Origin of the sequence: Nitrospirillum amazonense (assembly GCF_029594735.1) — a bacterium.
GTDB classification, from domain to species: Bacteria; Pseudomonadota; Alphaproteobacteria; order Azospirillales; family Azospirillaceae; genus Nitrospirillum; species Nitrospirillum amazonense.
Genome location: NZ_JARPAF010000001.1, coordinates 392036 through 405140, shown reverse-complemented (window position 1 = coordinate 405140; position 13105 = coordinate 392036). Strand labels below are relative to the sequence as shown.

Below are 13105 nucleotides of genomic sequence, written 5' to 3'. Positions count from 1 at the left end.
AACTCACAGGTTACGTCATGCAGAGGGCCAAAATCCGTATTGCCATCGCAGGCATCGGAAACTGTGCGAGCGCGCTGATCCAGGGCATTCATTACTACACCCCTGAGCGCTGCCGCGACGGTGTGGTTGGTCTGATGCATCGTGAGATCGGGGGCTTCCTGCCCTGCGACATCGCGGTCGTCGCCGCGTTCGACGTGGACGCGCGCAAGGTGGGCACCGACGTCCATCGCGCCATCTTCGCCAAGCCCAACTGCACCAAGGTTTTCCAGGCCGACATTCCCGACAGCGGCGTGACCGTCAAGATGGGCCAGGTGCTGGACGGCATCTCCGACCACATGGCGGACTATTCGGAAGACCGCACCTTCGTGCGCGCCGACGCGGCCGAGCTGAGCAAGGAGGAGATCGTCGCCGAGCTGAAGCGCACCGGCGCCGAGGTCCTGCTGAACTACATGCCCGTGGGCTCCGAACAGGCCGCCCGCTTCTACGCGGAATGCGCGCTGGAGGCCGGCGTCGCCTTCATCAACAACATGCCGGTGTTCATCGCCAGCGACAAAGCCTTCGCCGACCGCTTCAAGGCCCGCAACCTGCCCATCATCGGCGACGACATCAAATCCCAGCTGGGCGCCACCATCACCCACCGCGTGCTGACCGACCTGTTCGCCAAGCGCGGCGTCAAGCTGCTGCGCACCTACCAGCTCAACACCGGCGGCAACACCGACTTCCTCAACATGAAGAACCAGCACCGCCTGGCCTCCAAGAAGACGTCGAAGACCGAGGCCGTGCAGGCCGTCGCCCACAAGCGCATCGAGGACGACAACATCCATGTCGGCCCCAGCGACTACGTGCCCTGGCAGAACGACAACAAGCTGTGCTTCATCCGCATGGAGGGCCACCTGTTCGGCGACGTCCCCATGGACATCGAGCTGCGCCTGTCGGTCGAGGACTCGCCCAATTCCGCCGGCGTCGTCATCGACATGATCCGCTGCTGCAAGCTGGCCTTGGACAACGGCATCGGCGGCATCCTGGAAGGTCCCAGCGCCTATTTCTGCAAGCACCCCCCGGTCCAGTACACCGACGACATCGCCTACCAGATGACCGAGACATTCATCCGCAGCACCACCCTGAAGCTCGCCGTCGCCAAATGAAGTGCCTCATCGTCGCAGCCGGGCAAGGAACCCGGCTGCGGGAGCGCGGCCTCCTCAAGCCGCTCATCCCCATCAAGGGCAGCCCTCTGATCGAGCGCGTGATGGAGCGGGGGCGTGCTGCCGGCATCACGGAATTCGTGGTGGTCAGCGGCTATCGCGGCGAAGAGCTGCGGGCTGCCGTGGATGTGCTGGCGGCACGGGTGGGTGTTGCCGTCTCCCATGTCGCCAACGACGAATGGGAACGGGCCAACGGCGTCTCGGTCCACAAGGCGAAGGCCTTGCTGACGGAGCCCTTCCTGCTGACCATGTGCGATCACCTGGTGGACCCCGGCATTTTCCAGGGCCTGATGGCGCTGCGGCCGGAGCCGGACACCGTGACCCTGGCCGTCGACTTCAACATCGAACGGCCGCTGAACGACCCGGAAGACGTCACGCGCGTGAAGTGCGTGGACGGCCGAATCGTGCACATCGGCAAGGTGATCCGCGACTTCAACGCCTTCGACACCGGCGTCTTCCTCTGCACGCCGGGCATGTTCGCGGCGCTGGAGGAAAGCCAGGCCAAGGGCGACGACAGCATCTCGGGCGCCATGAACGTGCTGGCGGGCTGGAAGAAGGCCTGCGTCCACGACATCGGCGACCGGTTCTGGATCGACGTCGACGACCCGGCCGCGTTCGAGAAGGCCGAAAAGCTTCTGGACGCCGGCCAGCTCTGAGCCATGCAAACCACTGAACCGGTCAAGCGGACCTCCGAAATCGAGGAGGTCACCAACCTGTACGTCATCCATCCCATCTCAGGCTGGCTGACCCCCAGGTTCGCCGCCCTGGGGATACCGCCGAACGCGGTGTCCCTGGCCGGGATGGCCTTCGGCATCGCCGCCGGCGTGGCCTACACCCATTACCAGACCCTGGCGTGGACCGTGGCGGCCTTCATCCTGATGATCGCCTGGCATGTCATGGACGGCGCCGACGGCCAGTTGGCCCGGCTGACCAACGCGCAGTCGGAAACCGGCAAGATCCTGGACGGCATCTGCGACTACGTCACCTTCATCGCCGTCTATGTCGGCCTGGCCATGACGCTGGCGGCGGAACAAGGCGCCTGGGTGTGGATCGTCATCGTGGCCGCTGGCGTGGCCCACGCGGTCCAGTCCGCCGCCTACGAGATGCAGCGCCAGTGCTACAACTTCTGGGGCTGGGGACGGAAATCCGCCGAACTGGCCAAGCTGGACACCCCGGCGGCGCACCGCCCGGGCGTGCTGGGCGCGCTCTACCGCCTGTATCTGCACCTGCAGTATCTGACGACGGGCGTCACCGTGGGCTTCCACGACGAACTGGCGCGTGCCTTGGCGGCCGACGCGACCCACGCGCCGAAGATTCGGGAGGCGTACCGGGCAGCCTTCGCCCCGGCTGTGCGGCATTGGTCCATCCTGTCGGCCAACTACCGCACGCTGGGCATTTTCATCGCCGCCGCCGTGGGCCGGCCGCTGCTGTATTTCTGGTTCGAACTGGTGGGCTTCAGCCTGATCCTGGCCGTCCTGCTGTCGCGCCAAGCCGCCCGCTCCACCCGCTTCCTCACAAGCCTGCGACAGGCGGCATAGCCGGTACCGGGCGCGTCCTGTGCGCCCGGTGGAAGAGATAGGCCGCCAGCCCGATCAGGATCAGCGACGGGCCCAGGGCCGTCACGGCGGGGCTGAGGTTCAGCAGCAAATCCAGGCGATCGGAAATCTGCTGCGTCAGGGAAAAGACGATGCCGATCACGGCGCCGATGGTGATCTGCTGGCCCGTGGACTGGGACCGCGGCGGCCCGAACACGAACGGCGCCGCGATCAGCGCCATGGCCAGCATGGTCAGCGGCAGGCTGAGCTTGGTCCACAGTTCCTGTTCATAACGCACGGCGTGCTGCCCCTGCCGCCCCAGTTCGCGGACATAGCGATAAAGGTCTGTCGGCGACATGTTCTCCGGCACTGGCATCAGGTCCTGCACGCGCTTGCCCGGCAGGAAGGATGCCCAGGACAGGCTGTCCAGATGCTCGGTATGGATCTGTTTGGCGTCCACGGTCTTGCGCGTCACGTCGCGCAGTTGCCAGGGCCCCTCCGCCTGGATTTCGGCGCGGTCGGCATGGATAAACGTCTCCAGCCGTCCATCCTGGGAGAAGGTGTAGACGTTCACGCCGCGCAGGACGTTCTTGCTCTCGATCCGCAGCACGTTCAGGTATTGCCGCGCGCCGCCGGCCCAGAAGCTGTCGCCGGTGTCCGCCAGGGGTGAGTCGGCCAAAGCGGCGGACCGCAGGGTCAGGGCCAAATGTTGCGCTGGCGGAATGACAAATTCGGCCACCAGGAACAGCACGAGGACGACCGGCGGCAGCAGCTTGAGCACCGACCCGATGATGCGCACTTCCGATAGGCACAAGGCACGCATGGCCGTCAGTTCCGAGCCCTTGCTCAGGCTGCCCAGGGCCAGCAGGGTGCCGATCAGCATGGCAACGGGCGCCACCTGCAAAAGGCGCGACGGGCTGGTCAGCAGCACATAGACCAAGGCGTTGACCACGTGGTATTGGCCCTCGCCCACTGACTTCAGCTGTTCGACGAACTCCAGCAGGCTGAACAGCGCCACGACTCCGCCAGCGACCGTCAGGAAAGCCTTCAGTGTCGCGCCGCCGATATACCGATCAAACTGGGTCATGGCGGACAGTGTGTTCCCGCGGCACCTCAAGGCTGCCCGACAGCCGCTTGACCAGGGCCCGGACACGGAACTCCACGTTCCATTGCGGCCAGTACAGCGCCACGACCAGCAGCACCGCCAGCAGCGCCGGCGCCCACCAGATGCCGGGAATGGCGCCGACGGAGCCATGCTGCACCCAGGTGCGGGCCGACGTGCACAGCAGGTAATAGCCGGAATAGACCAGGATGGCGGTGCCGAACTTGGCGTAGCGCCCCCCCTGCCGGGGATTGACGCGGCTGAGGGGCATGCCCAGCAAGCCCAGCAGGAGGGTGGAGAGGCAGGTGGACAGCCGCCACTGGAACTCCGCGATGTCGGCAGGATCGCTGGAGCGGGCCAGGCGAGCGCTGCTGACGCCTGTGGCGCTGTATTCCTGCGGGGCGATGTTGTGGTTGGCGGGGTCCAGCGTGACGCTGCCCACATCCATCATACGGTCCTGGGTCGAGTCGTCACGCCCCAGGAAATAGACGTGCGCACCATCCAGTTGCACGTTCGATCCGCCGTCCCGTTTCGGCGGCAGTGCGTGGGCGCTCTGCGCCATGATGATGTCGGTGGTGGTCGGATGCTGGATCTGGATGAAAACCTCTTTCGCTGGCCCCCGGATGCCCTCCCGCCGGGGGAAGAAGATGACCCGGCCACCGTGCTTGTTGAGGTAGAAGGTGCCCGATTCCATGGCATCGACGTTCATGGAAAGCTGTGCGCGATACGTGATGTCGTGCGACTTCTCATAGGCCCAGGGGCGTACGAACAGGGAAAGCGCCAGCACCAGCACCGCCAGACCGCCCGACAGCATGAACAGCGCGCGCAACACGATGCCGGGACTCACGTGCAGGGCGAACATGGCCGTGATTTCGGAGTCACCGTAGAGCTTGCCGAAGGCCATCACCACTGAGACGTACAGCGATATGGGAATCAGAACCTCTAGCGAGATCAGGAGCTTGAGCCCGACCAATTCAGCGATGGCGCCGGTCGGCAACAGGCCGTTGACCGCGTCTGCCAGCAGGCCCGCGGTGCTGTAGCCCACGAACAGGGCCGCAAGGATGCCCAGTACGGCCGCCAGCGGCTTCGCGACTTCTCGAATCAGGTAGCGTTCGATGATCAAAGCTCTACGCCATCCCGCGCTTGGTTCGTCAGGGGATTACCCTATCAAGCCGGGTGCCTACTAACTCCCCCGGCGCTATCGCAACGACTGTTCGCATATGGCATACGACATCTTGCATTAATGTCTATGACAATCCGACGACAGCCTTCTATAAAGGTTACGGCGGATATATGAAGCCTTCGCTAAATTGCGAGAGGGCGGAATGGCGGCTCCGCGATGGTGGCATAGCTAATATAGAAGCATGGCTAATTCAGAAGAACAGATCCGGTCGCTTGTATTCGACGCCCTCCGTGCCTCCCTGGAACGGCCCGTCGAATTATCGGATGATACGAACATCACCGAAGGCCTCGGTCTGGATTCGGTTGCGGTCATGGATTTCGTGATGGAGATCGAAGATGCGCTCGACATCTCCATCCCGCTGGACCGGATCGCCGAGGTGAAGACCATCGGCGATCTTATCGCTACGGCACGTGACCTTAAGGGCAACCGCTGACCTATGGCTCTTTTCGATAAGTTCGCGCCGCTGATGGGGCAGTTCGAGAGCCTGGAATCCACCGGCTACAATCCCTTCAACGTCAGCTTCGACCGGGTGCTCTCCCCGACCGAGGGGATGATCGCCGGCCGGCGCATCCTGCTGCTGGGCACCAACAACTACCTGGGGCTGACCTACGACCCCCACGTCATCGATGCCGCCGTCGCCGCGACCCGCAGCCTGGGCGCCGGCACCACCGGCTCGCGCGTGGCCAACGGCAGCTACGGCGGCCACCGGCAGCTGGAACGCCACTTGGCCGACTTCTACGGCCGCCGGCACTGCATGGTGTTCTCCACCGGCTACCAGGCCAATCTGGGCATCCTTTCCGCCCTCGCCGGCAAGGACGACCACCTGATCCTGGACGCCGACAGTCACGCCAGCATCTATGACGGATCCCGCCTGGGCCACGCCCAGGTCACCCGCTTCCGCCACAACGACCCCGACGACCTGGACAACCGCCTGCGCCGCCTGGCCGACACCCCCGGCGACAAGGTCATCGTCGTCGAAGGCATCTATTCCATGCTGGGCGATACCGCCCCCCTGCGCGAGTTCGTCGAGGTCAAGCGCAAGTGGGGCGCCTACCTGGTGGTGGACGAGGCCCATTCCCTGGGCGTCCTGGGGCGCACCGGGCGCGGCCTGACCGAGGCCGCCGGCGTCGAGGACGAGGTCGACTTCATCGTCGGCACCTTCTCCAAGAGCCTGGGCGGCATCGGCGGCTTCTGCGTCAGCGACATGGACGGCTTCGACATCCTGCGTGTCGCCAGCCGGCCTTACATGTTCACCGCCTCCCTACCTCCGGCCGTGGTGGCGGCGGTGACGGAGGCGCTGAACCAGCTGCGCCACCGCCCGGCCTTGCGCCAGCAGCTGATGGACAACGCCCGCCGCTTCCATGCCGGCCTCGGCGACCTGGGCTTCCATGTCGGGCCCGAGGCCAGCCCCGTCGTCTCCGCCATCATGCCGGATCCCAAGACGGCCTTCGCCTTCTGGACACGCCTGCTGGAGGCCGGCCTTTACACCAACGTCAGCCTGCCCCCCGCCACACCCAAGGGCCTTGCCCTGCTCCGCTCCAGCGTCAGCGCCGCTCACAGCCGCAGCCAGATCGACCACGCCCTCTCCCTGTTCGCCACCACGGGACGCGAACTGGGCCTCATCCCGGCAGAGCCGGTCGCCCAGCCCGAAATCCGCGCCGCCGCTCAGTAGTACTTCATCAGCACGGAAACGGGATTGTCCCCGGCCTGGACGGGGATGCGCACCTTGCCCAGGTCCGGCGGTCCCAGGTACAGCGTCGGATTGTTGGAGAAGCCGTACCCCTCCGCCGGAATGCCGAGCATCGTCGTATCGAAATGGCCATTGTCGTTTTCATCATGAAACAACGCGACCGCGTAATGGCCGGCCTGGGGCAGGACGAAACAGGCCTCCGTCACGGGCAGGACGACCGGCAGGATCTGGCGGGCGACCTTATAGGCACCGTCCAGGAAATGATCGGCATCGTCCGGATAGATGGTGATGGTGACGTTGCCCTTGCCCGAGTGCATGCCGGTGATGTTGAGCCGCAGCCGGACCTGGGCGGCATCGGCCGGGTCGCACGGCGGGCCGGGCATGGCCACCGCCTTCTCCGCCCGGGCCACCGCGGGCAGGGCCAGGACCGCCGTCACCGGGGCCGCCACCACCGCCAGAGACCAGATGCCCGCCAGCACGGCGCGGGCTTTAAGCTTGCCTCGCATCACCAACTTGTCCCCCACCAGTCCATTCTTCCGGGCGCGCCCGCACGCACCATGTACGGGCGGCGACAGATGGACTTCAAGCCCTGTGAAGACCCCATGCATGCGTGACGTGGTCATCTTCCGGCACAATCTGTTCCGGGTTTCCGAGACCTTCATCACGGAGCAGGCGCGCTTCCTGCGCCGCCATGCGCCGCTATACGTCGGGCGCCTGCGGTATGGCCCGCCGCCGCCGGGCGCCGCCTCGCTGGCGCTGGCCGATCTCTGGCCGCGCCTCACCCTGCCCCGCATCGGCTGGCAGATGCTGACCCGCGATCCGGCACCGTATCAGCGCCTGCTGGCGGGGCGGCGCCCGGCCCTGATCCATGCCCATTTCGGGGTGGAGGGCGTCTATGCCCTGCCGGTGGCGCGTCGCCTGGGCCTGCCGCTGATCACCACCTTCCACGGCTTCGACGCGACGCTGTCAACCGCGGCGCTGATGATGTCGCCCGCCTGGGTGAACTATCCCCTGTTCCGCGGCCGCCTGGCCCGGCAGGGGGACCTGTTCCTCTGCGCCTCCGCCTTCATTCGGGAGCGGGTGCTGGCCATGGGCTTCCCGGCGGAGCGGACGCGGGTGCACTACATCGGCGTCGATTGCCAGGCCATCCGCCCCCGCGACCCGGAGGAGGAGACGCCGACCATCCTGCACGTCGCCCGCCTGGTGGAGGTGAAAGGGGCGGAATATCTGATCCGCGCCTTCTCCCTTCTTGCGGATTGGCATCCCAAGGCCCAACTGGACATCATCGGCGACGGGCCTTTGCGCAAGCCGTTGCAACGGCTTGCGGGAACGCTGGGATTGAGCAGTCGCATACGCTTCTTGGGAGCCCTGCCCCATACCGAGGTTCTGGCGCGGATGCGCCGGGCGGCGATGCTGGTCCTGCCCAGCGTGCGCACCAACACCGGGCGCGTCGAGGGCCTGGGCATGGTCATGCTGGAGGCCGCCGCCACCGGTGTCCCCGTGATCGGCAGCCGCATCGGTGGCATTCCGGAAGCCATCGTGGAGGACCGCACCGGCCTGCTGGCGCCGGAGCGCGATGCCGAGGCCCTGGCCCGGCATATGGAAACCCTGCTGGACAACCGCGACCTGCGCCACCGCATGGGATGGGAGGCGCGCGCTCACGTGGGGGCGCGGTTCGACATCACCCGCCAGACGGCAGCGCTGGAGGATATATACGACCAGGTGGCCGGCCATGCGGCATGACGGCGCCTCAGGTCCCGAACGGGGGAGTGACCAGAGGATGGCTGGGCGGGCAGTCGTGGTCGCCCATCCGGACGACGAGATCCTATGGCTCAGCTCCGCCCTCGCCGGGGCCGACCGGGTTGTCTTCTGCTTCGGCGATCCCTTCGGTCGGCCGGCCAAGGCGGCGGCGCGGCAGCGCGCGGTGGCGGCCCTGGCCTTGCCGGGCCTGATCGACCTCCGCATTCCGGAAAGCGGCGCCGGCTTCGCCATCGACCGGGCCAGCCCGATGGTCACGCCCCAGGGGCTGCAGATCACCGACGCGGCGGCCCGCACCCGTTATGAGGCGAACTTTCCCCGCCTGATGGCGGCCCTGCGCCCGGCCCTGGCGGGATGCGCGGAGGTCTACACCCATAACCCCTGGGGGGAGTACGGCCACGCCGAGCACGTGCAGGTCCACCGTGCCGTCACCACCCTTCAGGCGGAGCTGGGCTTTCGCGTCTGGTTCAGCAACTATGTGGACACCAGGAGCTGGCCGCTGGCCACCCGGCTGGCCGGCGCCCCGTGCTGGACGGATCGGCGCCACGTCCGGCCCGACGTCGCCCTGGCGCGCAGCCTGATGAAGACGTACCGGCGCCATGGCGCCTGGACCTGGACGCCATTTCACCGCTGGCCGGCGCAAGAAACACTTTACGGCCACGCGCCGGAGGCCGAAGGTCGCCACCCCATGGCGGGGGAGGAGATGTTGGACGTGGCCGGCCTGCGCTGGTGGCCTCCGCCCTGGCGCCGGGCGCGGCGGCGCCTGCCGCCCCTTCCGGTTTGATCCTCGGTCCCTTCGCTTTGAAACACGGCCTGCTGCGAAACACGATCTGCTGCGCGGAATGTCCCCATGACCTCGACGACTGATACCACCCGTCCCGGCCGCCTGGAAAACCTGGCCGCCGGTCTCCGCTTCGCCGCCCGCGCCGTCGGGCAGCGGTACACGCCGCTGCTAGCCCAGGTCGTGGTGACGCGCCGCTGCAACCTGGCCTGCGGCTATTGCAACGAATATGACGACTTCTCCCCGCCCGTACCGCTGAAGGACTTGCTGGCGCGCGTCGATCATCTGGCGGCGCTGAAGACGTCCTCCATCACCTTCACGGGCGGCGAGCCCCTGCTGAACCCCGACCTGGACAAGGCCGTGCGCCATGCCCGGCAGAAGGGGATGATCGTCACCACCATCACCAACGGCTTCCGCCTGACCAAGGAATGGATCGACCGCCTGAATGCCGCTGGCCTTCAGGGCATGCAGATCAGCATCGACAACCTTGAGCCCGACGAAATCTCGATGAAGAGCCTGAAGTCGGTCGAGGGCAAGCTGGAGCTGCTGTCCAAGCATGCGCTGTTCAAGGTCAATGTGAACTCCGTGCTGGGCGTCACGGGGGAGCGGACGCAGGACGTGGTGACGGTGGCGGAAACGGCTGCCAAGTTCGGCCTGCAGCATTCCGTGGGCGTGTTGCATGACGGCAGCGGCACGCTGAAGCCCCTGAGCCCAGCGCAGATGCTGGCCTATGAGAAGGTCACCCAGATTTCGCCGTCCCTGGTGCACACCTTGAACTACCGGCTGTTCCAGAAAAACCTGATGAACGGCCAGGCCAACGATTGGCAGTGCCGCGCCGGCGCCCGTTACCTGTACGTCACCGAGGACGGGCGGGTGCATTGGTGTTCGCAGCAGCGCGGCTATCCCAACAAGCCGCTGCTGGACTACACGCTGGAAGACATCAAGCGGGAATATCACACCGAAAAGGGCTGCGCCCCGACGTGCACCCTGAGCTGCGTGCACCAGATGAGCATGTTCGACCGGCGGCGCCAGTCCATTCCGGACCCCACGGTCCGGCCGGCCGGCGCGCCGCCGGCGGATGGTGCGGCCAAGCCGGTCAGCTGACCGGCTTTTCCCGGTCGTACCGGAACAGCCCGCCGTAGGCGGCCGCCATCGCCACCGCGACGATGGCGACGCTGACAGCGGGCCTTTCGCCCCCGGGCAGCAGGCGCAGGGTCCAGACCACGGCGGCCATGACGGCAACGCCGGCGGCGGGCAGCAGGAAGGCCCGGGCGACGCTGGCGGCGCCGATGGCCCATGTCCGCTCCAGATAGCGGGCGCCCCACGCCAGCAGCGGCGGATAGATCGCCAGCCACACCGCCGCGACGGCGATGATTCCGCCCTCGGCCGGCAGCAGGGCCCCCACCGCGACGATGCCGGCGCTCAGCAGGGTCAGCGTGGCGGCTGACAGCTGGGCCGCCAGGCCCGGCCGTCCCGACGCCATCATCAGCGGCGTCAGCAGTTGCGAGGTCACGCGCAGCAGGGCGGCCGCGGCCAACAGCTTCAGCGGCAGGGCGGCGGCGGTATAGCTGAGGCCGTGGTCGTCATGGATCAGGGTGGTCAGAGGGTCGGCCGCCAGGATCAGGCCCACCATCAGGGGGGCCGTCAGCAGGGCCAGTCGGCGCAAGGACCAGGTCAGCGATCGGGTCAGTCCGGCCCTGTCGCCAGCCAGGCGGGCGAAGACGGGCAGCGCCGTGCGGTTGATGAGCGTGCCCACCGCCATCACCGGTTCCATGGCGATGTCGAAGGCGACCCGGTACAGCGCCAGGGGGGCCGGGCCGTAGAACCAGCCCACCAGCAGGAAATCGATGTTCTTGAAGATTTGCTCGAACAGGTTGACCGCCGCGGCGCGGAAGCCGAAGCGGACCAGGCCGCGGATGTCGTCCCACCGGAAGTGCGCCCCCGGGCGGAAGGGGCGCGCCAGCGTGGCGCCGATCAGCGTGTAGAGACCGCTGGAAACATAACCCGCTACCAGGGCCCAGGCCCCGGCGCCCGCCACAGCCAGGCCCAGCCGCGTCAGCGCCGCCCCCAGCGTGGCCGCCACGTTGACGACGGCGATCCGCTCATATTTCAGGTCGCGGTTCAGCAGCGCCAGCGGGATCACAGCGGCGGCGACCATCGGCTGCTTGGCAGCCACGGCGACGAAGTAGGCCGCCATGCCGGTGACGCCGTACAGGGCCTCCAGCCCCGGTGCCGCCGCCAAGGTCACCGCACCCATCAAGAAGGCGGCGCCCAGAATGAACCAGAAGAGGCTGTCCAGCTGACGCTTGGCCACCGCGGGCGCCTGGACCAGAGCGTCGCCCGTGCCCAACCCGTCGAAGGCCTCGATCACCATGCCGGTGGAGATGACCAATGAGGCCACTCCCACCTGTTCCTTGCTGAGGAAGGTCAGCACGGCGAGGATGGTGGAGAAATCGATGACCTTGGCCAGGACGGTGGCGCCGCCCAGCCAGTTGAAGCCCCGGCGCAGATGGCGCTGATGGTCGCCGTCGCTCACGTTTTCCTATCCATTCCGAGGGTGGCCTCGGGACGGGGCGGCAGTACCCAGGCGCCCTTATTGACCAGGTGGGCCAGCCAATGGCGCGACTGCTGGCGCCACGCCCGGAATTCCCGCCTGCCCCAGGTGCCGGCCCTCACCGGGGCGGCGCGCATGCGCTCCTCCACCAGGGCGTAGATGCGCTGCGCCCGCGCGGCCCAGGTGTAGTCACGGCTGTCGGCCAGGGCCGTTTCCGCCAAGCGGGCGGCACGGGCGGGATCGCCCAGCAGCGCGTCTATGCCGGCGACAAGGTCGGGTACGGAATCGGGTGGGCAGAGATGGGCGTTCTCATCGTGGCGCAGCACCTCGCCCACATCGGGGGTGCGCCCAGCCAGGATGGGCCGGCCGGAAGCGAGGTAGAAAAATACCTTCAGCGGCAGGACTGTCGATCCGAACTCCGCCAGCGGCAGCCAGGACGGCGGAATCAGCAGAATGTCTGCGGCGTAGATGTAGTCGGCTAGCTTGTCCGCCGGCTGATAGGGGACGATGCGGACATTGGGCACGTCGCGGGCCATGGCCTCGATCGGCCCTTCCCCATACGACCCCACCAGGATGAACAGGACATCCGGCCGCTCCCTGGCCGCTTCGACCGCCAGGGCCAAGCCCTTCTTGTGGTTTACCCGGCCGGTGTAGACGACCGTTTTCTGACCGGGCTCGACGCCGATCCGCCGCTTGGCCTCTTCAAGGGGGATGCGGGCTTGGAACCGGGCCGGTTCATAGCCGTTGCGGATGCAGCGCACTTTGTCCTCGGGAATTCCCAAGGCCAGGTATTTGCGCCGGGTGTAATCGGAATGGCAGATCTTGACGATGAAGCGCGGATGGCTGAGCAGGCGGTACAGCCAGAACTGCAGCGGCGGGATCTGGTCGGGCCATGGGCGGTAGTGATCGAAGGCGACCTTCTGCCCGAACAGGATGGCCATCCAGGCGACCCAGAGGTTGCGGGTGTAGACCACGTCGGCCCGGCGAAACTCTTTCCGGAAAGGCAGGGTGAGCCCGCAGAGGAAATGCCGCAGCGCCGCCGGCGTGATCGGCGCACGCGCGTCGACCACCGGCATGCCGGCCAGGGCCTCCGCCGCCGCCCGACCAGCCGCGTCCTTCAGGGGGACGTGCAGCCACGCCCCTTCCGTCAGCGGGGCCAGATACCGGGCCGTGGTGGTAAATACTTCAGCGTCCGCTTCGGTGCTTGGTAAAGGGTTCTCGAAAGTGAATAATATTCGCATCGAAAACTGCACCATGGGAAAGCGGAGGGGTGCCCGTTTCTTTCATAGGTGATCGCCGG

Annotated in this window: 13 protein-coding genes; 8 read left to right on the top strand and 5 right to left on the bottom strand. The window is 66.8% G+C overall.

What is annotated here, in order from left to right:
* From P5F91_RS01530 to P5F91_RS01520, 3 genes are all read left to right on the top strand, one after another.
* On the top strand, positions 1-1145 hold a 1145-nt coding region (locus P5F91_RS01530), incomplete at its 5' end, for an inositol-3-phosphate synthase (protein ID WP_479684989.1).
* Complete coding sequence (locus tag P5F91_RS01525) at positions 1142-1858, top strand: phosphocholine cytidylyltransferase family protein (protein WP_145614023.1); 717 nt, start codon at positions 1142-1144, stop codon at positions 1856-1858. The genes P5F91_RS01530 and P5F91_RS01525, both read left to right, overlap by 4 nt.
* Positions 1859-1861: 3 nt before the next feature.
* Positions 1862-2740 (top strand): CDP-alcohol phosphatidyltransferase family protein, encoded by an 879-nt coding sequence (locus P5F91_RS01520; protein WP_145614022.1) that lies wholly within the window; start codon positions 1862-1864, stop codon positions 2738-2740.
* On the opposite strand, the gene lptG is transcribed toward P5F91_RS01520, so the two are convergent.
* The gene (gene lptG, locus P5F91_RS01515) at positions 2715-3824 is read right to left on the bottom strand and encodes an LPS export ABC transporter permease LptG (protein ID WP_145614021.1); all 1110 of its coding nucleotides are present in this window, start codon (positions 3822-3824) and stop codon (positions 2715-2717) included. The two genes, P5F91_RS01520 and lptG, sit on opposite strands and share 26 nt — an antisense overlap.
* Positions 3811-4962 (bottom strand): LPS export ABC transporter permease LptF, encoded by a 1152-nt coding sequence (gene lptF / locus P5F91_RS01510; RefSeq protein ID WP_145614020.1) that lies wholly within the window; start codon positions 4960-4962, stop codon positions 3811-3813. The genes lptG and lptF overlap by 14 nt, the downstream gene beginning before the upstream one ends.
* A gap of 241 nt (positions 4963-5203) precedes the next feature.
* On the opposite strand from lptF, the gene P5F91_RS01505 reads away from it, so the two are divergent.
* Both P5F91_RS01505 and spt read left to right on the top strand, forming a co-directional pair.
* Positions 5204-5455 (top strand): acyl carrier protein, encoded by a 252-nt coding sequence (locus P5F91_RS01505; RefSeq protein ID WP_145614019.1) that lies wholly within the window; start codon positions 5204-5206, stop codon positions 5453-5455.
* 3 nt (positions 5456-5458) lie between these two features.
* On the top strand, positions 5459-6694 hold the full coding sequence (gene spt / locus P5F91_RS01500; RefSeq protein ID WP_277906267.1) for a serine palmitoyltransferase: 1236 nt from the start codon (positions 5459-5461) through the stop codon (positions 6692-6694).
* On the opposite strand, the gene P5F91_RS01495 is transcribed toward spt, so the two are convergent.
* Complete coding sequence (locus P5F91_RS01495; protein ID WP_145614013.1) at positions 6688-7218, bottom strand: DUF2141 domain-containing protein; 531 nt, start codon at positions 7216-7218, stop codon at positions 6688-6690. The genes spt and P5F91_RS01495 overlap by 7 nt on opposite strands.
* 100 nt (positions 7219-7318) lie before the next feature.
* On the opposite strand from P5F91_RS01495, the gene P5F91_RS01490 reads away from it, so the two are divergent.
* The 3 genes from P5F91_RS01490 (at position 7319) to P5F91_RS01480 (ending at position 10355) form a co-directional block, all read left to right on the top strand.
* Complete coding sequence (locus tag P5F91_RS01490; RefSeq protein WP_145614014.1) at positions 7319-8455, top strand: glycosyltransferase; 1137 nt, start codon at positions 7319-7321, stop codon at positions 8453-8455.
* 37 nt (positions 8456-8492) lie between these two features.
* Positions 8493-9254, top strand: coding sequence for a PIG-L family deacetylase (locus P5F91_RS01485; protein WP_145614015.1), 762 nt, complete (start codon positions 8493-8495; stop codon positions 9252-9254).
* 66 nt (positions 9255-9320) lie between these two features.
* Complete coding sequence (locus P5F91_RS01480; protein ID WP_145614016.1) at positions 9321-10355, top strand: radical SAM protein; 1035 nt, start codon at positions 9321-9323, stop codon at positions 10353-10355.
* On the opposite strand, the gene P5F91_RS01475 is transcribed toward P5F91_RS01480, so the two are convergent.
* Positions 10348-11787, bottom strand: a complete 1440-nt coding sequence (locus P5F91_RS01475) for an oligosaccharide flippase family protein (RefSeq protein ID WP_277906263.1) — start codon at positions 11785-11787, stop codon at positions 10348-10350. The genes P5F91_RS01480 and P5F91_RS01475 overlap by 8 nt on opposite strands.
* Entirely contained in the window at positions 11784-13046 is a 1263-nt protein-coding gene (locus tag P5F91_RS01470) for a glycosyltransferase family 4 protein (protein ID WP_277906261.1), read from the bottom strand. Before P5F91_RS01470 ends, P5F91_RS01475 begins: the two co-directional genes overlap by 4 nt.
* Positions 13047-13105: the final 59 nt, after the last annotated feature.